The organism is Streptomyces sp. NPDC018833 (assembly GCF_044390825.1).
Taxonomy (GTDB): domain Bacteria; phylum Actinomycetota; class Actinomycetes; order Streptomycetales; family Streptomycetaceae; genus Streptomyces.
In genome coordinates, this window is sequence record NZ_JBIRZM010000028.1 from 18,643 (window position 1) to 42,448 (window position 23,806).

General features: G+C 72.3%; 18 protein-coding genes and 3 pseudogenes. 7 read left to right on the top strand and 14 right to left on the bottom strand.

Translation table 11 applies throughout. The annotated features are described in order from the left end of the window. Positions 1–30: 30 nt before the first annotated feature. Complete coding sequence (locus ACH5AF_RS34310) at positions 31–609, bottom strand: Uma2 family endonuclease (protein ID WP_398907345.1); 579 nt, start codon at positions 607–609, stop codon at positions 31–33. Between the two features lie 133 nt (positions 610–742). Between ACH5AF_RS34310 and ACH5AF_RS34315 the strand changes: the two are divergent. Beyond that, positions 743–1,521, top strand: a pseudogene (locus ACH5AF_RS34315) (MerR family transcriptional regulator). Beyond that, on the top strand, positions 1,518–2,162 hold the full coding sequence (locus ACH5AF_RS34320) for a hypothetical protein (RefSeq protein WP_398907346.1): 645 nt from the start codon (positions 1,518–1,520) through the stop codon (positions 2,160–2,162). Before ACH5AF_RS34315 ends, ACH5AF_RS34320 begins: the two are co-directional and overlap by 4 nt. Here the strand turns inward: ACH5AF_RS34320 and ACH5AF_RS34325 are convergent. After that, positions 2,113–3,606 carry an RNB domain-containing ribonuclease gene (locus ACH5AF_RS34325; protein WP_398907348.1) on the bottom strand — a complete coding sequence of 498 codons (1,494 nt, stop codon included), beginning with the start codon at positions 3,604–3,606 and terminating at the stop codon, positions 2,113–2,115. The two genes, ACH5AF_RS34320 and ACH5AF_RS34325, sit on opposite strands and share 50 nt — an antisense overlap. A gap of 111 nt (positions 3,607–3,717) precedes the next feature. On the opposite strand from ACH5AF_RS34325, the gene yaaA reads away from it, so the two are divergent. Next, entirely contained in the window at positions 3,718–4,482 is a 765-nt protein-coding gene (gene yaaA / locus ACH5AF_RS34330; protein ID WP_398907350.1) for a peroxide stress protein YaaA, read from the top strand. A 65-nt stretch (positions 4,483–4,547) separates the two neighbouring features. Continuing rightward, positions 4,548–5,297 (top strand): bifunctional 4-hydroxy-2-oxoglutarate aldolase/2-dehydro-3-deoxy-phosphogluconate aldolase, encoded by a 750-nt coding sequence (gene eda, locus ACH5AF_RS34335; protein WP_398907351.1) that lies wholly within the window; start codon positions 4,548–4,550, stop codon positions 5,295–5,297. Between the two features lie 16 nt (positions 5,298–5,313). Here eda and ACH5AF_RS34340 read toward each other — a convergent pair whose 3' ends face one another. The 5 genes from ACH5AF_RS34340 to ACH5AF_RS34360 all read right to left on the bottom strand — a co-directional run bounded on the left by ACH5AF_RS34340 (position 5,314) and on the right by ACH5AF_RS34360 (position 11,611). Next, positions 5,314–6,171, bottom strand: a complete 858-nt coding sequence (locus ACH5AF_RS34340) for a GNAT family N-acetyltransferase (RefSeq protein ID WP_398907353.1) — start codon at positions 6,169–6,171, stop codon at positions 5,314–5,316. Positions 6,172–7,058: 887 nt separating this feature from the next. After that, positions 7,059–8,348 carry a bifunctional RNase H/acid phosphatase gene (locus ACH5AF_RS34345; protein ID WP_398907355.1) on the bottom strand — a complete coding sequence of 430 codons (1,290 nt, stop codon included), beginning with the start codon at positions 8,346–8,348 and terminating at the stop codon, positions 7,059–7,061. A gap of 8 nt (positions 8,349–8,356) precedes the next feature. After that, on the bottom strand, positions 8,357–9,100 hold the full coding sequence (locus ACH5AF_RS34350; RefSeq protein WP_398907375.1) for a zinc ribbon domain-containing protein: 744 nt from the start codon (positions 9,098–9,100) through the stop codon (positions 8,357–8,359). Continuing rightward, positions 9,097–9,936: a Nif3-like dinuclear metal center hexameric protein gene (locus ACH5AF_RS34355; protein ID WP_398907356.1), complete on the bottom strand. Its 840-nt coding sequence runs from the start codon at positions 9,934–9,936 to the stop codon at positions 9,097–9,099. Before ACH5AF_RS34355 ends, ACH5AF_RS34350 begins: the two co-directional genes overlap by 4 nt. Positions 9,937–10,558: 622 nt before the next feature. Then, positions 10,559–11,611, bottom strand: coding sequence for an ABC transporter substrate-binding protein (locus tag ACH5AF_RS34360; protein WP_398907358.1), 1,053 nt, complete (start codon positions 11,609–11,611; stop codon positions 10,559–10,561). A gap of 189 nt (positions 11,612–11,800) precedes the next feature. Between ACH5AF_RS34360 and ACH5AF_RS34365 the strand changes: the two genes are divergently transcribed. Continuing rightward, positions 11,801–13,108, top strand: a complete 1,308-nt coding sequence (locus ACH5AF_RS34365) for a hypothetical protein (RefSeq protein ID WP_398907360.1) — start codon at positions 11,801–11,803, stop codon at positions 13,106–13,108. A 414-nt stretch (positions 13,109–13,522) separates the two neighbouring features. Here the strand turns inward: ACH5AF_RS34365 and ACH5AF_RS34370 are convergent. Both ACH5AF_RS34370 and ACH5AF_RS34375 read right to left on the bottom strand, forming a co-directional pair. After that, positions 13,523–13,759 (bottom strand): annotated as a pseudogene (locus ACH5AF_RS34370) (IS481 family transposase); the annotation flags it as partial. A gap of 96 nt (positions 13,760–13,855) precedes the next feature. After that, positions 13,856–15,103 (bottom strand): MFS transporter, encoded by a 1,248-nt coding sequence (locus ACH5AF_RS34375; RefSeq protein ID WP_398907362.1) that lies wholly within the window; start codon positions 15,101–15,103, stop codon positions 13,856–13,858. A gap of 122 nt (positions 15,104–15,225) precedes the next feature. On the opposite strand from ACH5AF_RS34375, the gene ACH5AF_RS34380 reads away from it, so the two are divergent. After that, entirely contained in the window at positions 15,226–16,236 is a 1,011-nt protein-coding gene (locus ACH5AF_RS34380; protein WP_398907363.1) for a LysR family transcriptional regulator, read from the top strand. Positions 16,237–16,297: 61 nt separating this feature from the next. On the opposite strand, the gene ACH5AF_RS34385 is transcribed toward ACH5AF_RS34380, so the two are convergent. The 3 genes from ACH5AF_RS34385 to ACH5AF_RS34395 all read right to left on the bottom strand — a co-directional run bounded on the left by ACH5AF_RS34385 (position 16,298) and on the right by ACH5AF_RS34395 (position 19,327). Continuing rightward, entirely contained in the window at positions 16,298–17,272 is a 975-nt protein-coding gene (locus ACH5AF_RS34385; RefSeq protein WP_398907365.1) for a 3-oxoacyl-ACP reductase, read from the bottom strand. Between the two features lie 10 nt (positions 17,273–17,282). Continuing rightward, positions 17,283–18,359 carry a Zn-dependent alcohol dehydrogenase gene (locus tag ACH5AF_RS34390; RefSeq protein ID WP_398907366.1) on the bottom strand — a complete coding sequence of 359 codons (1,077 nt, stop codon included), beginning with the start codon at positions 18,357–18,359 and terminating at the stop codon, positions 17,283–17,285. A gap of 92 nt (positions 18,360–18,451) precedes the next feature. Next, positions 18,452–19,327 carry a MaoC/PaaZ C-terminal domain-containing protein gene (locus tag ACH5AF_RS34395; RefSeq protein WP_398907368.1) on the bottom strand — a complete coding sequence of 292 codons (876 nt, stop codon included), beginning with the start codon at positions 19,325–19,327 and terminating at the stop codon, positions 18,452–18,454. Between the two features lie 302 nt (positions 19,328–19,629). On the opposite strand from ACH5AF_RS34395, the pseudogene ACH5AF_RS34400 reads away from it, so the two are divergent. After that, positions 19,630–20,070: pseudogene (locus ACH5AF_RS34400) on the top strand (response regulator); the annotation flags it as partial. Positions 20,071–20,349: 279 nt separating this feature from the next. On the opposite strand, the gene ACH5AF_RS34405 reads toward ACH5AF_RS34400, so the two are convergent. Together ACH5AF_RS34405 and ACH5AF_RS34410 are read right to left on the bottom strand one after the other, a co-directional pair. Next, positions 20,350–21,786, bottom strand: a complete 1,437-nt coding sequence (locus tag ACH5AF_RS34405; protein ID WP_398907370.1) for an MFS transporter — start codon at positions 21,784–21,786, stop codon at positions 20,350–20,352. Between the two features lie 333 nt (positions 21,787–22,119). After that, the gene (locus ACH5AF_RS34410; protein WP_398907371.1) at positions 22,120–23,511 is read right to left on the bottom strand and encodes a beta-propeller fold lactonase family protein; all 1,392 of its coding nucleotides are present in this window, start codon (positions 23,509–23,511) and stop codon (positions 22,120–22,122) included. Positions 23,512–23,806 lie beyond the last annotated feature (295 nt).

The following is a 23,806-nucleotide window of genomic DNA, read 5'->3' on the forward strand; positions in this document are numbered from 1 at the left end:
TCTGCCGTGTCGACCATGCTACCCGGCGTTTCAGAGGAAGTCGGCGGTCTCCAGGTCGAAGCCGAAGGGGTCGGGGAGGCGAAGGGTCTTGCCGAACGGCGCCAGGGCCCGGCGAACGTACTCGCCGTCCTCCGGTTCGCTGAAGAGCGTCACAGTGGACGTGTCGCGGTCCACGAGCAGGTAGAGCGGGATGCTGCCGCGGGCGTAGCAGCGGCGTTTGATCTCTCGGTCGACGTTCGGGCGGCGTGAGGTGACTTCAAGCACCATCGCGACGCCGTCGCAGGGCATCCAGGAGTCAGCGCCCCGGTACAGGCGCAGCGCCTCCGGTGCAAAGGTCCCATCCGGGATGACGTGGTCTCTCGGGGCACCGGGCACCTTCTTCAGGGTCAGGCCCTTGTTGCCGGAGAACTGCATGTCGGTCCGTGATCGCCGGTAGACCTGCCCGACGATCAATCCGATGTAGTCCTCGTGGTCCCCGTCCGGCGGCGGTGTCACGATGATCTCCCCCTCGATCAGCTCCGCGCGGAAGCCCTCCGGCGTGTCCAGCGCCAGGAAGCCGTCCAGCAGGAACTCCGCCTGCGTGAGTGGTTCGTGCGGCATGGCAGTCATGTCGTCAGACTCGGACATCGAGGCACCCGCCGTCCGTGTGATCGGGGTCGTTCCTCGATCGTGGCACACGATCGCGCTCCTGCGGGCGGACGGCGCTTGACCTTGCCGCGGCGTCAGCCTTTCTACTGACGGCATGCGTATCGGAGAGATCGCCGCACTCGTCGGGGTGACCCCGCGGGCCGTGCGGCACTACCACCACCTCGGACTGCTGCCCGAGCCCGTCCGCCGGGCCAACGGCTACCGGGACTACACCGTCCGCGACGCCGTCCTCCTCGCCCGCATCCGGCGGCTGACCGAGTTGGGGCTCGGGCTCCCCGAGGTGCGCGACGTGCTCGCCGACGACGCCGGGCGGGATCTCGTCGAGGTGCTGGAAGAGCTCGACGATGACCTCGGGCGCAGGAAGCGATCGTGCGTGAGCGGCGCGCGCGGCTGGCCGAACTCCTCGAACAGGCACGGGAGGGGCGGCTGACCGCCGAGGGGCCGGTGTCGCCGCGGCTGGCGGAGCTGTTCGGGGACATGGCGCGCGCGTCGGCCCGGCGGCCCGGGCCGGAGCCCGCGATGGCCGCCAAAGACCGGGAGTTGCTGGCGCTGCTGGACACCGTGACGCCCGACGCCGAGCAGGAGCGGCTGATGGGGGCGATGCGCGGGATGACCGAGGCGCCTGGCGCGATGGAGCGTGTCTACGCCGTGTACGAGCGGCTCGACGCGCTCGTGGACGCGGACCCGGCCGACGCCCGGGTCGAGGAGGCCGCGCAGGAGCTGGCCGCCCTGATCCCCCGGGAAGTGCCGGAGCAGTTCGGCGGTCGGCCCCCGCAGGGCGGTTCCATGGACACCTTCCTGGCGGACTTCTCCCCCGCCCAGGCCGCGGTCGTGAGTCGGGCGCTGAGCCTGGCTGTGGAGCGTGTCCGGTGAACCGGCCGGTGGCGGTGGTCCGCCGGCTCGTGGGTCACGAGCTGCGCCTTATGACCAGCCTGGTGCTGTGGGCCGCGCGGCGTCGCCACGGCGTCGGCCCGGGAGAGCGCCCCTTCGGACACGCCCGGGACCAGGGGGCGCCGATGCACGGCTTCGCGTTCGTGTGCCTCGTGGAGACGCTGGCCGTGTCGTATCTGCTGAAGGACCGGCCGGCGATGCACGCCGTGATGCTTTTCGTGGACGTGTACACGGTCGTGTTCGTGATCGGGCTGCACGCCGCCTCGGTGACCCGGCCCCATGTGCTGTCCGCACAGGCGCTGCGGCTGCGCCAGGCCGGCCATGTGGACCTGCTGATACCGCTGGACCGGATCGCCGCCGTACGGCATGAGCTGCTGTTCACTCACGAGAAGCGGGACGGCGTGCTCGATCTGACGGTGGCCGCGCAGACGTCGGTGACGCTGGAGCTGTCCGAGCCGGTGACATTCACGGGGCTGCTGGGGCGAGAGCGGCCGGTCCGGGTCGTCCGCTGCCACGCCGACGACGCCCTTGCCTTCGCCGGTGCCCTGAGGGAGGCCGTCACACGGGAGGCCGTCACGCGGGAGCGAACAGCACCGTCGCCGCCACCGGGTCGGCCCGGGTGAGCCGTACCCGCATCCGCTCCCCCAGGGGCAGGCCGGCTCCGTCGCTCTCCACCCGGGCCACCACCGCCGGGTCCTGGAGGTGCACGGTACCGATGGCCGGCTCGTCCTCCTTCACGTCGACCACGACCGCTTCGAAGACCTCGCCGACCCGGTCGCGCAGCACGGCCGCCTCCACGATGTCGACACAGCCGCGTTCCGCCGCGCCCGCGAGCCGGGCGCCCTCGGTCATCTCCTTCGGCAGCGCCTGAAGCGCCTCGCTCACCCATTGAGGCGGCTCCTGCCCCGCCACCGCCGCACGGCACAGCTCTCCGGCATAGCGGTCGACGAGGCGCCGCAGGGGCGCGGTGCAGTGCGTGTACTCGTCGGCGACGGCCGCGTGCACGGCGGGCGCGGGCAGTACGCCCCCGGTGAAGACGGTGTACCCGGCGCCTCGCAGCAGCGTCGTGCAGTCCTGCAGGAACGCGGCATGACGGCCGTTGTGCGGGTCGAGCGAGCGCACCAGCTGCGCGTACGAGACGTGGTGCGGCCAGTCGATGTGCAGCGCGGTCGCCGAGCGGCGCAGCCGGGCCACCGCACCGTCCGGGGCGGTGGGCAGCGTGCGCAGGATGCCGGTGCCGTACGCGACCATCAGATCGGCCGCGGCCATGCCGGTCAGCAGGGAGATCTGCGCGTTCCAGCCCTCGGCGGGCAGCGGCGCGCGGTATTCGAGGGCGTACGTCTCCTCTCCCGGCTCGGGCGCCGGCTCCCCTCCCGGCTCCGCGGCGCGGGGCGGCCGGGGGACGACCTCCTGCTCGGGGACGTTGAGGGAGATGCCGCCGCGCTCGACCTCCAGCGCCTCGCGCAGGGTCCCGATCTCCTGGAGAAGGGCGAGAGGGGCCTCGGCCGTTCCCGCGTCGATCCGCTGCTGCACGCCCGCGTAGTCGAACCTGGCCCGGCTGCGCACCAGGGCCCTGCGGACGTCCGTCGTCACGGTGCGCCCCTCGGCGTCCAGGTCGATGCGCCACAGCAGGGCGGGCGTGGTCTGGCCGGGGAGCAGACTGGCCGCGCCCTCCGAGAGCTGCGGCGGGTGCAGTGGGACCTTCCCGTCGGGGAAGTACAGGGTCTGTACCCGGCGGTGGGCCTCGGCGTCCAGCAGCCCGCCGGGCCTGACGAACGCGCCCACGTCCGCGATCGCGTAGTGGACGCGGAAACCGCTGCCCTCGCGCCGGGAGAGGTGCATCGCCTGGTCGAGGTCGACCGACCCGGGCGGGTCGATGGTGAAGAACGGGATGCCGGTCTCGTCGAGCGGCGGCAGCAGGGGTTCCCGCGCGGCCCGGTCCGCCTCGGCCAGTACCTTCGCCGGGAAGTCCGCGGACACTCCGAGCGACGCACGCAGTTCGCGCAGGGCGGTGCGCAGCGGCGGGGCCTCGGCTTCGCCGGTCAGACGGATGGGGCGGCGGGGCATGGACCGAGCCTATGGCGGAGCGGGGGCCGTGGCATTTCGGCGGCCTTTCCGCTTTGTAGGCTGGCGCGGGGGCCGCACCCCCTCCCCCGTACGTCATGAAGGAGATCTGCCGTGCTCGTGCTGTTGCCGCCGTCGGAGGGCAAGGCCGCTTCCGGCCGCGGGGCGCCCCTGAAGCCCGAGTCGCTGTCCCTGCCGGGGCTCGCCGGGGCCCGGGCCGCCGTCCTGGACGAGCTGGTCGAGCTGTGCGCCGCCGACGAGGCGAAGGCGCAGGAGGTCCTGGGGCTGAGCGACGGGCTACGCGGCGAGATCGCGAAGAACGCCGAGCTGCGCACGGCCGGTGCGCGCCCGGCCGGCGAGATCTACACGGGCGTTCTGTACGACGCGCTGGGCCTGGCCACGTTGGACGACTCCGCGCGCAGGCGGGCGCGCCAGTCGCTGCTGGTGTTCTCCGGGCTGTGGGGCGCGGTGCGCGTCGGCGACCGTATCCCCTCCTACCGCTGCTCGATGGGCGTGAAGCTGCCCGGGCTGGGTGCGCTCGGGGCGTACTGGCGCGGCCCGATGGCGTCGGTTCTGCCGGAGGCGGCCGGGGGCGGTCTGGTCCTGGACCTGCGGTCGTCGGCGTATGCGACGGCGTGGCGGCCGAAGGGAGAGGTCGCGGGGCGTACGGCCACGGTGCGGGTGCTGCACGCGCCGACCCGGAAGGTGGTGAGCCACTTCAACAAGGCGACGAAGGGCCGGATCGTGCGGAGTCTGCTGGAGGCGGATACCGCGCCGAAGACGCCGGCGGCGCTGGTGGAGGCACTGCGGGACCTGGGGTACGTGGTGGAGACGCAGGCGACGGGGAAGCTCGACGTGCTGGTGTCGGAGATCCACTGAAGGATGGCGTTGCGTATCGCGCAACGCTCGTTGCGCGATATGCGCCTCGTGGGCAGGATGGCGACATGACCTCCGTGCCGTCCGCCGCTTCCGCGCCCTCCGTCCTCGACCTGGCCCCCGTGCTGCCCGTCGTCGTGGTCGACGACGCGGCGGACGCCGTCCCCCTGGCGCGTGCCCTGGTCGCCGGCGGGCTGCCCGCGATCGAGGTGACGCTGCGTACGCCCGCCGCGCTCGACGCGATCCGGGCCATCGCGGCGGAGGTGCCGGACGCGGTCGTCGGCGCGGGCACGGTGGTCTCGCCGGAGGGCGTGGCCGCGGCGATGGCGGCCGGGGCGCGCTTCCTGGTCAGCCCCGGCTGGACGGACACGCTGCTGGACGCGATGCGCGGCTCTGGGGTGCCGTTCCTGCCCGGCGTCTCGACGGCCTCGGAGGTCGTGGCGCTGCTGGAGTGGGGGGTGCGGGAGATGAAGTTCTTCCCGGCGGAGGCGGCGGGCGGCACCGCATTCCTGAAGTCCCTCGCCGGACCGCTGCCCACGGCCCGCTTCTGCCCGACCGGCGGCGTCTCGCTCGCGTCGGCGCCCGCGTATCTGGCACTGCCGAACGTCGGCTGCGTCGGGGGGACCTGGATGCTGCCCGCCGACGCGCTCCGGGCCGGGGACTGGGGGCAGGTGGAGTCGCTGGCGCGTGAGGCGTCGGGGCTGCGGGGGCGGAGCGCCGGCCGGACGCCGACATCGGGGCTGCCGGGGCGGGACGCCGACCGGACACCGACGTCGGAGCTGCGGGGGCGGGACGCCGGCCGCGCACCGCAGGCCTGACGTCCCCTCCTGCGCCCTACTCCGCGAAGTGGAGCTCGACGTACGGCGCGAGCGCACGGTAACCAAGGCGCGCGTAAAGGCGGTTGGCCGTCGGATCGGCGACATCGGCGAACAGCAGCACCTGCTCGGCGCCCGCGTCCAGGGCCCCCCGGCTAGCGGCGGCGGTCACCGCGCCCGCGTAGCCGTGGCCGCGCAGTGCGGGCGGGGTGTACACGGGCGCGATCCGCGACTGGCCCGCGAGCACCGGCGAGTGCGCGGCCATGGACACGGGCCGTCCGTCCACCTCCCACAGATACAACCCGCCGTCGGCGATGCGGCGCGCCATGTTCGCGGTGTAGTCCGTGTCGGTGCTCGCCCCGGTGTCGGCGGCGAACCCCGTCATCCACACGGCCGCCTGCCCCACGTCCGCCTCGGTCGCCCGCCGGGCGCGGCCTGGGGGCGGCTGCTCGGGCGAGCACAGCTCACCGAGGCGGAACAGCCGCAACCGCACCACCTCGGACCACCGCCCCGGCCCGGCCCACTCGTCGGCGAACGCCTGCGCACCGCCGTCCGGGCCCTTCACGCCACTGGCCACCGCACCGTCGGCGCGCAGCACGACAACGAGTTCGCGAGCCTGGGGCGGGGTGACCGGCCCGAAGAGGGGCGGGTGCGGAGGCGTCTGGGCGAAGGCCGCCGTCACGGGACCGGAGCCGCGGTCCCGCCACCACCCGAAGCGGACCGGCAGGCCGCCGCCGTCCCCGTACGCGTCCGGTCCGTGGCGACGGACGGTCTCGCTGACCGTGAGCAGGGCGGTGTTGCCGACGGGGTCTGCCGCGAGGTGCTCGCCCGCCTCGCGGCGGAACTCCTCGACGTCGTGGGTGAGATGCCAGGTCATGTGGTGATGGTGCTACAGGGCCAAGGCCGCTGCGCGGGATTTTCTTGTGCGGCGACGGACGCGGCCGGGGTCGGGGGCCCGGACCCTGTACCGCCGCGCGGGGCGCGCCCCCTGCCCGCCGTCACGGCTGCCCGGCTGCCCGGCTGTTCCCGGGGTGGAACCGCTTTTCTCGGGGTGGAAGAAGGCTCTTCCCCGGGGCGGAAACGGCCGCCGGGTGGCAACCGGTCCGGGCGAAACCGCAGCGCCGCGGATTCCCGTACCGTCCAATGCACGGTGCTCCACGCGCCCGCCCGCATGCGTCCCCACAGCGCGGCCGGCACCGCCGGACAGGCGGAAACGGCCGCCGTCCGCCCAGCCCTCCCGCCCAGGCGTGTTGAAGGCACCGGGCAGAGGGGAAGAAGCCGCCCGCGGCCATCTGGGCCCGCCACGGGGCCGCCGAGGCAAGCGGGCGATCTGGAAGAGGTGCCGGGCGCGCGGCGGTACGAGAGGCAGAGCGCCGGCCCGACGAGGTCGCTCCGTCAGACCATGGCCCCCCGCAAACTTCGGTCCAGCCGTACGAGTCCTGAGGGCCGACAGCACGCCGGAGTCGCCCGCACGACACTGGCCGCCCCCGGCGCGGCGCGCACGGCGGGGCGGCCGGAGCGGGCCGGGAACCGACCCCACAGCCCTCACTGCCTCCACCACGGCTCTCCGACGCCGACACCGCCGCTCCTGGCCTCGCGGCAACCGCGGTGGCCGGCACGAGCAAGGCAGTCCAGGCCGACGGGCTGCTGCCGCGAGCCGTCGAACACACGCCACCCGCCCGCGGAGAAGTGACCGGCCAGGGCGGCCGAGCGGGCCGGCCAGGGGCAGCCGAGGGGTCCGGGCGGGGGCGGCCGACAGGCGGGTCAGCGCAGGTGGGAGGTGTCGTTCAGGAGGCGGAGTGACGCGTTGCCGTCCGCGTAGTACGCCAGCGCCGAAAGCGACGCCGCCGACAGCTCCATGCGGAACAGGGACTCCGGCGGCGCGCCGAGGGCCAGGCGGGCCAGGGTCTTGATCGGGGTCACGTGCGTGACCAGCAGCACCGTACGGCCCGGGTGGCGGGCGAGCAGCTTGTCCCGCGTCGCCGCCACCCGCCGCGTCACCGTGGCGAAGCTCTCGCCGCCGCCCGTCGGGGCCGCCTTGGGCGAGGCCAGCCACGCGTCCAGGTCGTCGGGGTACCGCTCGCGGACCTCCGCGAACGTCAGCCCCTCCCACGCCCCGAAGTCCGTCTCCCGCAGCCCCTCGTCGACGACCACGTCGAGGCCCAGCCGGGCCGCCACGATCTCCGCCGTCTCGCGGCAGCGGCGCAGCGGAGAGCTGACGACCGTCTGGATCGTGCCGCGCGCCGCCAGTGCGGCGGCTACCGCCTCCGCCTGCCCGCGGCCGACGTCGGACAGCACCGGGTCGCTGCCCCCGCTGCCGGAGAAGCGCTTCTCGGGGGTGAGGGCGGTCTCGCCGTGGCGCAGCAGCACGAACGTGGAGGGTGTGCCGAGGTCCGCCGACACGCCCCAGCCCGTCGCCGGGACAGGGGCGGCGGCCGCCACGGGGGCGGACCGGGTCGTCGTCGGGGCGGCTTCGGGGACCACCGCCGTGAGCACGGGGGCCGTGACCGTACCGCCCGTCGTACCGGCCAGCGCAGCCCGCGCCTTGGCCGCTCCCGCGGCCGCGTCGCCCACCACGCGCGCCGCCTCGGTGTCCCGGCTGATGTCCAGCGCCGCCGTGGAACGCGACGGCTCCCACTGGCGGCCCTTGCGGCCCGCGTCCATCGCTTCGTTGGCGAGCCGGTCCGCGTGCTTGTTCCGCTCCCGCGGGATCCACTCGTACGTCACGCGCGCCGGCGGGAAGACCGCCGCCGCCTCGGCCGCCAGGGGCTTCATGTCCGGGTGCTTGATCTTCCAGCGTCCGGACATCTGCTCGACGACCAGCTTGGAGTCCATACGGACCCGTACGAACGCCTCCGGGTCCAGCTCCCGGGCCGCCTCGAGGCCGGCCACCAGGCCCTTGTACTCGGCGACGTTGTTGGTCGCCACCCCGATGTACGCGGCGGCCTCGGCGAGCGTCTCACCGGTGGCCGGGTCGAGCACGACGGCGCCGTAGCCGGCCGGCCCCGGGTTGCCCCGGGAGCCGCCGTCGGCCTCGACGACGAATTCACGCACTTCCGGCACTACAGCCCCGACTCGGACGTACGGACGAGGATGCGACGGCAGTTCTCACAGCGCAGCACGGTGTCGGGCGCGGCCGCGCGGACCTCGTTGAGCTCGGTGATGTTCAGCTCCAGCTGGCAGCCCTCGCAGCGGCGCTGGAACAGGCGCGCCGCGCCGACGCCACCCTGCTGCACCCGCAGCTTCTCGTACAGCTTCAGCAGGTCGGCAGGCACCGAACCGGCCACCAGCTCGCGCTCCTTGGCGACCGAGGCCGCCTCCTCGTCCAGCTCCGCCTGCGCGGCGTCGCGCCGGGCCGTCGCGGCGTCGGCCTTGCCCTGCACCGACGAGACGCGCTCGGTCAGTTCGGCGACCCGCTCCTGCGCGGACTCGCGGCGCTCCATGACCTCCAGGACGACGTCCTCGAGGTCGCCCTGACGCTTGGCGAGCGAGACGATCTCGTGCTGGAGGTTCTCCAGGTCCTTGGGCGAGGTGACCGCGCCGGAGTCGAGGCGCTGCTGGTCACGGGCGGCGCGCTGTCGCACCTGGTCGACGTCCTGCTCCGCCTTGGTCTGCTCGCGGGCGGTGTCGCTCTCCTCCGTCTGCGCGGCGACGAGCAGGTCGCGCAGCTGCGTGAGGTCCTTGTTCAGCGACTCGATCTCGGCGTGCTCGGGCAGCGACTTGCGCAGGTGGGCGAGCCGCGACAGGCGCATGTCGAGGGCCTGTACGTCGAGGAGTCGGATCTGGTCGGCGGGCTCGGCGTTCAGTTGGGGGCTCCAGAGGAATCGTGGTGGGAGGACCAGGGATCGGTGACCGTCTTCGAGACGTGGACCCGCAGGTCCCAGCCGTTCCGGTCGGAAATCTCGTCGAGCTGCGCCGCGGCCTGCTCGCACCAGGGCCACTCGGTGGCCCAGTGGGCGGCGTCGACGAGCCCGAGCGGCGAGTGCTGCGTGGCCTCCGACGCGGGGTGGTGGCGCAGGTCGGCGGTGAGGAAGGCGTCCACGCCGGCGGCCCGCACCCGGTCGAAGAGGCTGTCGCCGGAACCGCCGCTCACGGCGACGGTGCGCACGAGGGCGCCCGGGTCACCCGCGATGCGAATGCCCTGCGCGGTGGCGGGCAGCCGCTTCGCGGCACGCGCGGCGAAGTCGCGCAGCGTCTCGGGGTGGTCGAGCTCGCAGATGCGCCCGAGGCCGCGGCGCCCGTTCGGGTCGGTGGCATCGGGCACGAGGGGTCCGACGACCCGCAGGTCGAGGGCGCCCGCGAGGGCGTCGGAGACGCCGGGGTCGGCGGTGTCGGCGTTGGTGTGGGCGACGTGCAGCGCGATGTCGTTCTTGATCAACGTGTGCACGACACGGCCCTTGAAGTGGCCGGCGGCGACCGTCGTGGTGCCGCGCAGATAGAGGGGGTGGTGGGTGACGAGCAGGTCGGCACCGAGCCGCACCGCCTCGTCGACGACGTCCTGGACGGGGTCGACGGCGAACAGCACGCGCGTGACCGCGGCGTCCGGCTCACCGCACACCGTGCCGACCGCGTCCCACTCCTCGGCCCGCTCGGGGGGCCAGAGGGCTTCGAGGGCGGTGATGACTTCAGACAGACGGGGCACGGGGGAAAGGCTACCTGCCCGGACCCGAACCACCGCCTGCGCCCGCGGCCCCGCGGTTACGCGACCCCGTCGACCGCCGCGTCCCGTGCTCGTGGGTCCGGGCCCGGTACCGCGCCGACCGCAAGTCCGCACCGTGTCCAGACCGGCCAGGGCATCGAGAACTTGGTCCCAGGTCGGGGCCGTCGGAACGTGGCGCCACGTCGCGGACCCGGCACCACGCCGACCGCCGCGAGTCCCGCGACCAGACCAGCCGAGGCCATCGGAACGTGGCGCCACGTCGAGCACCCAGCACCGCGCCGACCGCGAGCCCGCCCCATGTCCGCCCAGCAGGCCGTCGCCGCCGGGGCCGGCGGGCAGCGCCGCATGGGCCGGTGCCGGGCCCGGCGTCGCCCGCGCCTCGGTGGCGGGCCGGCGGGCGTGTGCCGCAACCGCTGCCGTACGCATGGCTGCCGCGCTTCCCCGGCCGGTGCGGCCAGTGCCTGGTGGCCGGGCGGGCCGGGGACGTGGTCCATCTGCCGGGGGCCGTGCCCGGCACGCGGCGTGCGCTCCGACGCCCCCGTCCGGGTGGACGGGCCCGGGGCCCGTCCACCCGGTCGGGGTGGACGGGCCCCAGGTCGTGGAACTACTTCGCCAGGTAGCCGCGCAGGTCGTCGAGGACCTCGTTCGCCGCCGTCACGCCGAGGCCCAGGTACCAGGTCTCGTCCGGGACGTCCTTCGCCTGACCGGCCTTGACCGCCTTCAGGTTCTTCCACAGCGGGTTGGAGCGGGCCGTGTCCCGCTGGGTCTTGGACGGGTCGCCGTAGACGCCGGTGAAGATCCAGTCAGCGTCCGCCTGGTCCATCTTCTCCGGGCTGATCTCGACCGCCAGGTCCTCGATCTGCTGGTTCGCCGGCCGCGGGACACCCGCGTCGCGCAGGATGGTGCCGATGAAGGACGCCTGCGCGTACAGGCGGATCTTGCCGGGCATGTAGCGCAGCATCGTGACCGTCGGCTTCTTCTCGCCGATGTCCGTACCCAGCTGCTTCGCCTTCTTCTCGTACGCGCCCAGCTGCGCCTTCGCCTCCGCGGTCCGGTCGAGCGCCGCGGCGTTGAGGAGGTAGTTCTCCTTCCAGGTGAAGCCGGGGCGGATGGAGAAGACCGTCGGGGCGATCTTGGACAGCTCGTCGTACTTGTCGGCCGCGCGCAGCTGGCTGCCGAGGATCAGATCCGGCTTGAGACCGGCGATCGCCTCCAGGTTGAGGCTGTTGATCGTGCCGACGCTCTTGGGGCTGCCCGCCGCCTTCTTCAGGTAGCCGGGGATGCCGTCGTCCCCCTCGGTCGGCGCGTAGCCGACGGGCTTGACACCGAGGGAGGCGACGTTGTCGAGCTCGCCGACGTCGAGGACCACGACCCGCTTCGGCGCGGACTTCAGCTCCGTCTTGCCGAGCGCGTGGGTGATGGTGCGCGGGAACTCGCCCGGCTTCGCGTCCGTGCCCATCGCCGCCGTCTGCTGCGCGGCGTCGGAGAAGTCCTCGCCGCCCTGCGCGACGGACTTCTTGCCGCCCGCGTCGGTCTGGCCGCCGCTGTCCTTCGCCTTGTCAGTGCCGCCCGCGTCCGACTCGGCGCCGCAGGCGGCGAGGGACAGGGCGGCGGCGAGAGCGACGGCTGCGGCTGCGCCGCGGCGGCGTAGGGACATGACGACTCCTGGGGAGGGGGACGAACTTAGGTGCGCCTTACCTTAAACACTCCCCCCGTGTAGAGCACAACCACCCCCTCCGCCTCAGGCAAATCCGGGCATGGCCACCCTTATGTGTGAAGTCACGTGTCGCACGGTCTTCGGCAGGTGGTGGGAAACCTAGCGTCGACGACCGGAGGTGACGTATCGATGACTGCCTGTGCCATCGAAACCGCCGCAGAGGTAAGGGCGGTGGCGAGTACGGGGTTCACGATCACCGCGGACGGGACGTACGGGGCCCGGCTCGCCGGAACCGGCGACGCGCTGTTCCCCGAGCGCTGGACGCTCGACGGCCCGGAGCCGTATGCCGTACCGCTGCCGCTGGACCACCCCGAGGAGCGCGACGCCGAGGTGCAGCCGCTGACCGACGGGCGGGTGCTGATCAGCCGCCGGGCCGGGGAGCGGTACGGGTTCTCGCTGTTGTACCCGACGGGGCCGGGAACCGGTGAACTGGCCGTCGGGGCCGTGACCGCCGAGAAGTTGACCCTGCTGCCGCCCTCGCCGGACGGTGCGCACGTCTACGCCCTGACACCGGGCCGCACCTCGACGGGCATCTGGCTGGTGGCCGGCGGGGCGTCCGGTCCCGAGCACATCGCGGAAGTGCCCGGGCACTGCTCAGGCGGTGTGTGGCTGGACCGTGCGGGACGAATGCTCGCCCTCGACCACCGGCAGCCGGGCGGGCCGGTGAAGACGGTGGCGGTCGATCTGGCGCGCGGCGGGGAGGTGAGTCCGCTGCTGCAGATCACCGAGGACAGCGACGACCGGCTGCTGCTGGCGGACGCCGACAGCGGCCTGCTGCTGATCCGTTCGAACGCAACGGGCGCGGACCAGGACCGGCTCGGCTGGGGCGTCCTGGGCAGCCTGCGGCCGGTGCGGTTCCCGCGGAGTCTGCGGCTGCCGGACGCGCTGGTGACGCCGTTCGCCGTGCAGCCGGGGCAGGTGCTGACACCGGAGGCGTGTGCGGTGGCGCTGCGGATCGATGGCGCGGCGGGCAGCTGGGTGGGCGTATGGCGTCCCGCTGGCCGCCGCGTACACCAACTGGCCCCGCCGCGGGGGTGGTTGGCGGGATCGGGTACGTGGAGCCGCGATGGGGTGCTGCACCTTCCGTACGCGACGCGCGAGGTGCCGTGCGGCGTTGCGCACGCGGAGGCGCCGACGGATACGCCGGCGGACCGGGGGGCGGCGGACCGGGGCGCGGCGGACCGGGGCGGATCAGCTCGGGGCGGATCGGCCAAGGGCGCGGCGGCCGGGGGCGGGTCGGCCCAGGGCAGGCGTGCAGAAACCTTCGGCCTGGCGGATGCGAAGACGGCGCGGAGCCCCGACGGGGGCCCGGCCACGGAACCGGCACAAGTGGAACGCGCAGGTGGGCAACCGTGCGAGGCGTCCGGGAGTCCTGTTGTGTGCCAGCCGGTTCCCTTGCAGCAGGCACCTCTCAGCGGCCGTGCGGCCGCTGGTTAGACTCTGCGGCCGGGGCTACTCAGCCGCACCGCCCGTGTGCCGACGGTGACGGGCAAGGGGCGTGCTGCCGGGGCTCTTTGACAGGGCATCAGCGATCGCAACGGGGTGAAGTTCTCACATGTATGAAGTCCGAACCGACACGGCCCAGGAGTGCCCGCAGCCGGCGGACGCGATACGGGCCGGCGCCGGCGGAGCAGGGAGGCACCGGGGCGGGGCGGCCACGGCGGAGGACGGGACGGCGCCGGCGCACGGCCGCCACCGCCGTCCGGTGTCGTCGCACGACACGGCCTGATCACGGGGGCGGGGTCCGGGGGTGCGTGTCCGCTCGCGCGGGCCGCTTCCCCCTACCCCTCCCCTTCCCCCAGCGTCGCTACGCGGCTCCGCCGCGCCGGGGGATCCGCCCCCGGCCACGTACTTCCCCTTGTGCCTCGGCGTGTACGGGGTGATGGGCCGGTGGCGGCTGCCAGTGAGGGCCGCGCCGAAGATGCCGGCTCGGTAGCAGGTGCCGTTGTCGGTCACGATGCGCTCGATTGCTGTGATGCCGTGCGCCGCGAACCAGGCGCGCGCCCGGTCAATGAACGCGAGCGCGGTGTCGGATTCCTCCCTCTCGAGTGCTTCGGTGTGGGCGAGGCGGGAGTAGCCGTCGCTCGCGATGTCACCTCTCCGCAGCTGCATGTGCGACCGGGCGGGTGCGACAGCGCTCGATGGCGCGCGGCGCCTTCCGGGGCGAGCGAGCGTTGCGGTGAGTCATGCGGCCGGGACGTCTTCGGCCGACACGGCGGGTTCAGGGTCGGACAAGTGTGTCCGTTTCGGCAGTAAGAGCGGGGTGGCGAGCAGGAGAACGCCGGAGACGGTGATCGCGGCGATGGGGCTGGTGAGTGTGGCGAGGATGCCCCAGATCACCATGAGGGTGGCCTGTACGAGTTTGCTGCTGACACTCCATGTGCTGAGGACTTGGGCGGCGTGATCCGTGGGAGTCCGTTGCAGGCGTGCTGTGGCGTAGATCGGGTTGAAGACGCCCATGCATGTGATGAGCAGGCCCTCGACGAAGATCACGGTGAGGAGTCCGGGGATGCCGGGATGGATGAACGCGAGACCGAGCGGGAACAGCGATCGCAGCCAGCCGGAGACGGTCATGACCTGGTGCCGGCCGTAACGCTTCACGAGTCGTGCGGAGAGGCGGGCGCCCACGAAGCCGCCGAGTGCCGGGAGACCGAAGGCGAGACCGTATTGCCAGGCCGGGAAGTGGTATTCGTCAAGCAGGAGGACGGCCAGGAGCGGGACGGTGGCCGTGATCAGGCCGCCGACCAGGATCGAGTTGAGGAACAGGCACCGTAGTGCGCGGTCGTGGAGGATGAACCGCCAGCCGCCAAGGAGGTCGGCTCCGCGCGACCCGGTGGCCGGGTCGCGGGGTGCTGCGACGTCGCCTCCGTGGATGCGGAGGACACCGAGCGCGGACAGCAGGTAGCTGAGGGCGTCGGCCATGACAGTGATGACCGGGCCGAGCAGCCCGATGAGCGCGCCGCCGAGGGGCGGGCCGGCCGCGGTCGCCACCCAGCTCGTGCCCTCGAACTTCCCGTTCGCGGCCAGGAGGTGATCGCTGCGGACGAGGTGTTTCAGATACGCGCCGGATGCGGCGGTGAAGGCGATGCCTGCGGTTCCGCAGATGACCGAGACGACCAGCAGCTGGCCGTAGGACAGCAAGCCGAGGAAGTACGCGATCGGAACACTCGCCATCACGAGGAACCGAGCCAGGTCCATCGCGATCATCACCGGACGCTTGGCCCGGTGTTCGACCCACGGCCCGAGCGGGAACGCAACGATCGCCGCGACGGCAAGCCCGGCTGCCTCCAGAAGCGAAATCTCGAATGCCGACGAGTGCAGCACTCGAACCGCGATGAGCGGGAACGCGCCGAAGGCGATCCACGTGCCGTACGTGCTGACAGCGTAGGCCGACCACAGCCAGCCGAAACCGGAGCCCAATTTCACGCGCACATAACTCCTCCACAACAACCGGTGTTTGGGTCCCTGAATCACATCGGCTACACGGGAGCCGGATCAAACAACCGTCCTCTGGCGATCCACAACCATCAGTTGGGCATGCATAGGCTCGACCAATGGATACCGAGGCAGTGCGATCGTTCGTCCGGGCGGCCGAGCTCGGACAGTTGCAACACGCGGCCGACGAGCTGGGCGTGACACAGCAGGCTGTCTCGAAGCGGATCGCCGCCCTGGAGCGCGAGCTGGCGGCCCGCCTGTTCACCCGTACCGCCCGAGGGGTCGAACTGACGCTGGACGGCCAGGCGTTCCTCCCGCACGCACGGAGTATCGTCGCGGGTGTCGATCGCGCCGTCACCGCGGTCAGGCCGGGCTCGCGGGCCCTTCGAATCGACGTTCTCGGCCTACGAAGCGCGCAGGCCGTCGTTCTGCACGACTACTGGCGGTCACACCCCGAAACCGACCTCGACGTGGTGACCCTCAAAGTCAACGACCCTCACGTGGCGGCCGCCGCCGTCCAGGCAGGCGATATTGACGCCTCGTTCCGCACCGTCACCGATCCGGCCACGCTGCCGCGCGAGGTGCAAATGATCCACGCCTTCCACTCCCCGCTGGAACTCCTCGTCGGCCCCAGGCATCCGCTCGCCTCCGCACGAACACTGACGCCACCGCAGCTGCGCAGGCGTCGGATCTGGGTACCGGGTATCGCACCCGGAAGCGAATGGGCAGAGTTCTACGATCAGCTCACCACCGACTTCGACCTCCGCATCGACGCGGCAGGCCCGAACTTCGGTAACGAGGTACTCCTCGACGCCCTCGCGGACTCCGCCGACGTGGCCACCCTCGTCGGCGCGCGCGACCGGTACATCTGGCCGACGAACCACGACCTACGCCGCATCCCGATCGTGAACCCGACGCTCGCCTACCCGCTCTCCCTCATGTTCCCCAGAACGAATCCGCACCCGGGACTTCGGGCGATCATCAATCACTTCGCGAGCCTGACGCCGCTCCCCGAGACGGCCTGGCTGCCGTCCTGGAGCAGGACACCACGCCGCAGCGCCGGCGACATCGCGCACACCTGCGACCAACAGTCGTTTGCACCGGTGCATGACCAACATGACCGACGCTGAACCCGCTCGTCACCGAGTTGACTCAACCTGCCGCCGCCAAAAACGTCACGGCAGGCAACATCTAGTCGCGCTTCAGTGTCAGCACCTCCCGCGACGCGAAGGTCTCGCCCGGTGCCCGCGAGTCGAAGTGGGCGCCCAGCGTCGACTCCAGTTCCCCGAAGGTGAACACATCTCTCGCCGTGTCGAACTTCGCGGCCACCCTCGGGCGCTCCATCACCGCCACCATTCCCCCGTGCACCACCAGAAGCTGGCCGTTGACGGCCGACGCCGACGGGGACGCGAGGTAGCCCACGACAGGCGCCACGTGCTCCGGGGACAGGGGGTCGACCGCGCCCGGGGACGGGTCCGCGGGCAGGTCCGCGAAGACGTCCTGCGTCATCCGCGTCCTCGCCCGCGGGCAGATCGCGTTCGCCGTCACCCCGTACTTCGCCAGCGCCAGCGCCGTCGACGTCGTCAGGCCGACGATCCCGCCCTTGGCCGCCGCGTAGTTGGGCTGGCCGGCCGAGCCCGCGAGGAACGCCTCCGAGGAGGTGTTGACGATCCGCCCGTACACCGGCGCGCCCGTCGCCTTGGCGCGGTCGCGCCAGTGTGCCGCGGCGAAGCGCGTCGTGTTGAAGTGGCCCTTGAGGTGGACGTGAACCACCGCGTCCCATTCGCTCTCGGTCATCGAGAAGATCATGCGGTCGCGCAGGATGCCCGCGTTGTTGACGAGGATGTCGAGTCTGCCGAACTCCGCCGCGGCCAGGTCGATCAGAGCGCGGGCCGTCGCGAAGTCGGCGACGTCACCGAGGTGGGCGATCGCCCGGCCGCCCGCCGCGCGGATCTCGGCGGCGACGGACTCGGCGGGCGCGGCCGACGCCTCGCCGCTGCCTCCCCCATGGCCTTCGGCATGGGAGGTACCCCCATGGCCCGGCTGCCCGTAGTCGTTGACGACGACGGCCGCGCCGAGCCGGGCCAATTCGTGCGCCTCCGCACGGCCGAGGCCGCGGCCGGCGCCGGTGACCACGGCCGTGAGACCCGTGAGCGGGAGTGTCATCGCGGCCCCCTCAGATCTCGATGCAGGTGCGCAGGGCCTCGCCGCTGCGCATCTGCGCCAGGGCGTCGTTGATCCCCGCGAGCGGCACCCGGTGCGTGATCAACGACTGGAGGTCGACCCTGCCCGCCCGCCACAGCGCGATGGCCCGCTCGTAGGAGCGCGGTACGTCACCGCCTCCGTACATGGACGGCAGGATGCGTTTCTCGTCGAAGAACAGCTCGAACATGTTGAGCCGCAGATGGTCGTCCATCGCGCCGGCGCCGACGATGCACAGCGTGCCACCGCGCCGGGTCGTCTCGTACGCGGTCCGTGCCGTCGCCGACCGGCCGACGACCTCGAAGACGTAGTCGAAGCCCTCGCCCGCGGTGATGCGCTGACTGGCGTCGGCGAGTGCCTCGGGCGGTACGGCCTCGGTCGCACCGAACCGCATGGCCGCCTCGCGCCGGGAGGCCACCGGGTCGACGGCGACGATCTGGGCCGCGCCCTGGAGCCGGGCTCCCTGGATGGCGGAGATCCCAACGCCGCCGCAGCCGATGACGGCCACGCACGAACCCGCTTGCACCCGGGCGGTGTTGATGGCGGCGCCGAGCCCGGTCGTGACGCCGCAGCCGATGAGCGCGGCGATGTCGAAGGGCACGTCGTCGGGGATGGGCACGGCGCAGGCCGCGTCCACGACGACCTCCTCGGTGAACGTCCCGGTGCCGGCGAAGCCGAAGACGTCACCGCCGGGGCGGGCGAAGTTGGGCGTGCCGGCGTTCATGAGCCCGGCCAGGCACAGGTGCGGCTGGGCGCGCCGGCAGGCCGGGCAGGTCCCGCAGGCGGGCAGCCAGCACAGCAGGACGCGGTCGCCCTGCGCCAGGCCGGTCACCCCGTCACCCACGTCGATGATCTCGCCGGCTCCTTCGTGGCCGGGGACGAAGGGCGCGGGCTGCGGCAGTACGCCGCTCATCGCCGAGACGTCCGAGTGGCACAGCCCCGTGGCCCGGACCCGGATCCTCACCTTGCCCGGGCCGAAGCCCACCGCCTCGACGTCGTCGAGGACTTCGAGTTTGTCCTGACCGATCTCGTGCAGTACGGCTGCGCGCATGGCGGATCCCTTCAGGAGGTCTCTGGATGCGGGGGTCTACGGCCGGGGGTCTACGGGCCGGGGTCTACGGGCCGGGGTCTACGGCCGAGGGTCTACAGGCCGGGGTCTACGGGGCCGGTGGTCTCCACGAGCGTGTCGGCGAGCACGGGGGCGTCGTCCCGCTCCACCGCCGTCACCGTCGCCTGGACACCGCCCTCGCGCCGCCACATCCGGATCCGCAGGGTCTCGCCGGGGAAGACGACTCCGGCGAAGCGGGTGCCGTACGCGCGGACCCGGGTGACATCGCCGTCCAGGAGCGTGTCGACGACGGCCTTGAGCGTCATGCCGTACGAGCACAGCCCGTGCAGGATGGGCCGCTCGAAACCGGCGAGCTTGGCGAACTCGGGGTCGGCGTGCAGCGGGTTCCAGTCACCGGAGAGCCGGTAGAGCAGCGCCTGGTCCGCGCGGATCTCGCGCTCGACCGTCCGGTCGGGTGCGCGGTCGGGGACGACGAGGCGCTCGGACGGGCCGCGTTCGCCGCCGAATCCGCCTTCGCCGCGGACGAAGATCTGCGCGTCGCTGGTCCACAGCGGCCCGTCGTCATCGGCCGCCTCGGTGCGCAGGACGAGGACCGCGGCCTTGCCCTTGTCGTACACGGCGGCGACGCGTGAGGTGGACCTCGCCGTGCCGCGTACGGGGACGGGGCGGTGCAGGGCGATGCGCTGGCCGCCGTGCAGAACGGCGGCGAGGTCGACGTCGATGCCAGGTGCGGACAGGCCGCCGACGACGCCCATGCCCGCTCCGGCGACGGTCGCGAAGCTCGGCAGGACGTGGAGCTGGGATTCGAGGATGTAGCGCAGCTCGTCGGGGTCGGTGGCGGGAACGCCCGCACCGATACCGAGGTGGTAGAGCTGGATGTCTTTGTGGTCCCACCGGACGGTGGTCGAGCGGGGTTCCGCGGCGAGGGCCCTGGCGGGGTCAATGGGCATGGGGTTGCTGCTCCTCGAGTGATGCGAAGACCTCGGCACGGCCGTCCGCACCGTCGGCCGCACCGAGGTCGCCCGGACGGGGCCCAGACGGTTCTAGAACGCGTTCTAGGCCGACGGGCCTATGTATAACGCAGGCCCTGGGTATTGGGAAGATGCCTGACGATATGTCAGATCGCTGGGATTCACCCGGCCACCCGCAGCGCCCCTCCCGTGCGCCCCCGTGGCGGGCCGGCCACGACAGGCGGGCCGGCCACGACAGGCGGTCCGGGGCGGCCGGACATAGGCTTGACGCCGTGGACGAGATGCCGCGGGATCACCGACCCGCCAAGTCCGTACGCGTGCTCATCGCCGAGGACCGGAGCACGACGCGCGGCGCGCTCGCGCTGCTCCTCGGCATGGAGGACGACATCGAGGTGGTGGCCCAGGTCGGCCGCGGTGACGAGGTCGTGGACGCGGCGCTGACCCGGCGGCCCGACGTGGCGCTGCTCGACAGCGAACTGTCCGGCCTCAGCGGCCTCGACGCGGCGGCGGAGCTGCGCAGGGAAGTGCCGGACTGCCGGGTGCTGATCCTCACGACGTTCGGCCGGCCCGGGCTTCTGCGCGGGGCCCTGGAGGCCGGTGCGGCCGGGCTCCTGGTGAAGGACGGGCCGGTGGAGGACCTGGCGCAGGCGATCCGCCGGGCGCTGACCGGGGAGACGGTGATCGATCCGGTGCTGGCCGCGGCCGCCGAGCAGGGCCGGCCGTGACGGGACGACGTGCCCCCGCGGCCGCCGAGCGGGACCGGGTGTGACCGCGTGACCGACCCCGTGACCGACAGCCGCTGGCCCCGTGACAGCGGAGCATGACCGCAACGGCGCGAGCCCGCGGCGCGCCGCTGGTGTTCGGGCAGACCGTCCCCTCCGGTCCGTCCACCGGAAGGTCCGCCTCTTCGGCGGGGAACCGGCGGTGGCCGACGACACTTGCCCCTTCCACTCGGTGTACCGGGGGGTGAATCCTCCATCCCGCCCGGCCCCGGGGAGGCGTCAGAGCCTCTCCGCCACCGGGCGCGGCAGCCACAGCAGCATCAGGACCGCCGAACCCAGCAGGACCCCGGTGCCGGTGCGGAAGGCCAGCGCGTAGCCGGAGGTGAGTGCCTCGGCCGTGGTCGCGCCGCCGGTGCGGGAGGCCGCGGCGGTGGAGAGGATCGCGAGGCCGAGTGCGCCGCCCATCGTGCGGGAGGTGTTGACCAGTCCGGAGACCAGTCCGGCGTCACCGGGTGCCGCGCCCGAGGTGGCGAGGGAGGCGAGCGGCGTCGAGAGGAGACCGATGCCGGTCATCATCAGCACGCCGGGCAGGGCGATGGTGGTCAGGTAGGAACCGTCGGTCCCCATCGTCGACTGCCAGCCGAAGCCGGTGGCGGCGATCAGCGCACCGATGACCGCGACGTTCCGCGCGCCCGCGCGCACCATCAGGCGCGGGGCGAACTTGGAGCCGATGACGATGCTCAACGAGCTGGGGATCAGGGCGAGTCCGGCCTCCAACGGCGTGTAGCCGAGGACGTTCTGTGCGTAGACGGTCATGAAGAACCACATGGCGAACGACACCGAACCGGTGACCGTCATCGCCACGTTGGCGGCCGAGACGGCGCGCGACCGGAAGACCTTGAGCGGCATCAGCGGTGCGGCCGTCCGCGCCTCCACGGCCACGAAGAGGCCCAGCAGCGCGAGGCCGCCGAGCAGGGGCAGGAGCGTCCCGCTCGCGGCCCACCCCGACTCCTCGGTCTGCACGATGCCGTACGCGACGGCCGCGAGTCCGCCCGTGACCAGGACCGCGCCCGGCAGGTCGAGGCGGCGGCCCTCGCCGACACGGCTCTCGCTCAGCCACACCAGCGCACAGGCCAGGACCAGTACGCCGACCGGCACGTTGATCAGGAGCACCCAGCGCCAGGAGAGCAGGTCGGTGAGGACGCCGCCGACGAGGCCGCCGGCCGCACCGCCCGCCGCCCCGACGGCCGACCAGGTGCCGATGGCCCGCGTGCGGGCGGGGCCGGGCGGGACGGCCGCGGTGACGAGCGTGAGCGTCGCCGGGGCCAGGACGGCCGCGCCGAGGCCCTGCACGCCGCGCGCGGCGAGCAGTTGCCAGCCCTCCTGCGCGAGGCCGCCCACCAGCGAAGCGGCCGTGAACAGGCCGAGCCCGACGAGGAACATCCGCTTGCGGCCGAAGAGGTCGGCCGCCCGGCCGCCGAGGAGCATGAACCCGGCGAAGGCGATCGAGTACGCGTTGAGCACCCACTGCAGCCCGCTCGCGCTCAGAGCGAGGTCGGCGCGCATCGACGGCAGCGCGACGTTGACCACGGAGACGTCGAGAACGACGAGGAACTGTCCGGCGCACGCGGCGAGAATCACCGCCCAGGTGCGTGGTGACCGGGCGGTGGCGGGCGACGGTGCGGCCGTCTGGGTGCGCGAGCGGGGTTGGACCATGGGTGTCATGGTCGCAGGCGGCATGCGGCCCGTACACCGGACAGCGATGGACGTGTCACCTCGCCGTTGGTCCTACGTCCGCGGCAGGAGGGGCATTTGGGCCTTCGATGCGGGGTGGGCCATGCGTGTCATGGTCGCGGCCGTCGATCGACATCGGGGCCTGCGTATGACACGTCTGCCACCCTGGCGGCCGTTCGTGGTGTCCATGGGGTCCCCATGACGCACATCGCATCGACGGTGAGTGGCGGGAAGCGACAGGAGCCCTCTCCGCGCGAGTGCTGGAGAGGGCTCCCCCTGACCGGGGCACCGTCAGGTGAACCGGCAGCGGTGGTGTCAGTCGTGCGAGCCCGCCGAGGCCATGGCGGCCTGGGCCAGGTCACTGAGGTTGCTCAGGTCGAGCTCTTCGGATGTGTCGTCGTAGTCCCTCTTGCAGACGGTGGCGGTGGAGGGCTCGTACGTGTCGTCGCCGGCGAAGGTGGCGGTGTAGCAGGTGTCGCTGTCCTTCTGGCGCGAGAGCTTGCAGGTGGCCCTGCCTCTGCTGTCGGTCGTCTCGGTGCACAGAAGGAGGGAGTCGGTGGTGAAGTCGATGGTCCTGCCTTCGAGGGGCAGACCCTCGGCGGTCAGCTTGGCCTTGAGGGTGAGGCCGTTCCTGCCCCCGCCGCCCAGAGCGTTCAGAGCGTCCTTGCCGTCCTTCCCCTTCTTCTTCTCCAGCCTCAGCGTCAGCCTGGTCGGGGTTCGTTCCTCCGTGGTGACGGTCCCGATCGCCACGCCCTGAGGTGCGTCGCCGACGGGGATGGGGTCCCCGATGACGGTGTTGGTGGCGGTGTCGATCACCGACACGTTGTCCGAGAAGGTGTTGGTGACGTAGGCGCGGGTGCCGTCCGGGGTGATCGCCACGTTCTGAGGTCCGTCGCCGACGGGGATGGTGGTGGTGACGGTGTTGGTGGCGGTGTCGATCACCGACACGTTGTCCGAGCTGGTGTTGGTGACGTAGGCGCGGGTGCCGTCCGGGGTGATCGCCACATCTTCGGGTCCGACGCCGACGGGGATGGTGGTGGTGACGGTGTTGGTGGCGGTGTCGATCACCGACACGTTGCCCGAGATGGCGTTTACGACGTAGGCGCGGGTGCCGTCCGGGGTGATCGCCACACCTTTGGGTCCGTCACCGACGGGGATGGTGGTGGTGACGGTGTTGGTGGCGGTGTCGATCACCGACACGTCGAACGAGTCGAAGTTGGTGACGTAGGCGCGGGTGCCGTCCGGGGTGATCGCCACACCTTCGGGTCCGACGCCGACGGGGATGGTGGTGGTGACGGTGTTGGTGGCGGTGTCGATCACCGACACGTCGAACGAGAGGATGTTGGTGACGTAGGCGCGGGTGCCGTCCGGGGTGATCGCCACACCGCTGGGTCCGTCGCCGACGGGGATGGTGGTGGTGACGGTGTTGGTGGCGGTGTCGATCACCGACACGTTGCTCGAGAAGCTGTTGGTGACGTAGGCGCGGGTGCCGTCCGGGGTGACCGCCACGTCTGTGGGGTTGTTGCCGACGGGGATGGTGGTGGTGACGGTGTTGGTGGCGGTGTCGATCACCGACACGTTGTCCGAGATGGCGTTTGCGACGTAGGCGAAGGTTCCGGTCTGCGCGGTGGCCGGCGTGGCCATGGCGAGCGGGACGGTCAGGCCGGCCAGGACCGCCAGTCCCGCCATCCAGGCGCGCAGCGCCACCCACCATGAACCGCCGCCCCCGCGACTTCGCCCTGCACTTCCTTGCTCCAATGGCCCCCGTACCGCGATACCCGACATCAAGACCTCCTGCAGTGCACCGCACCGACGTGTGTGCGATTGCTCCTAATGAAGCCGGCGATCGATGCCCCTCAGGGCGTCCGCGATCGCCGCAGCGCTGATGATCGCCGCAGCCGACGCTAAGACGTCATCTCATTTGGGGTCTGTTCGGTAGTCTGGCGTCGTGGGGATCGTTGAGCGTTTGGTGCCGGATGAGTTGTGGGAGCTGTTCGAGCGG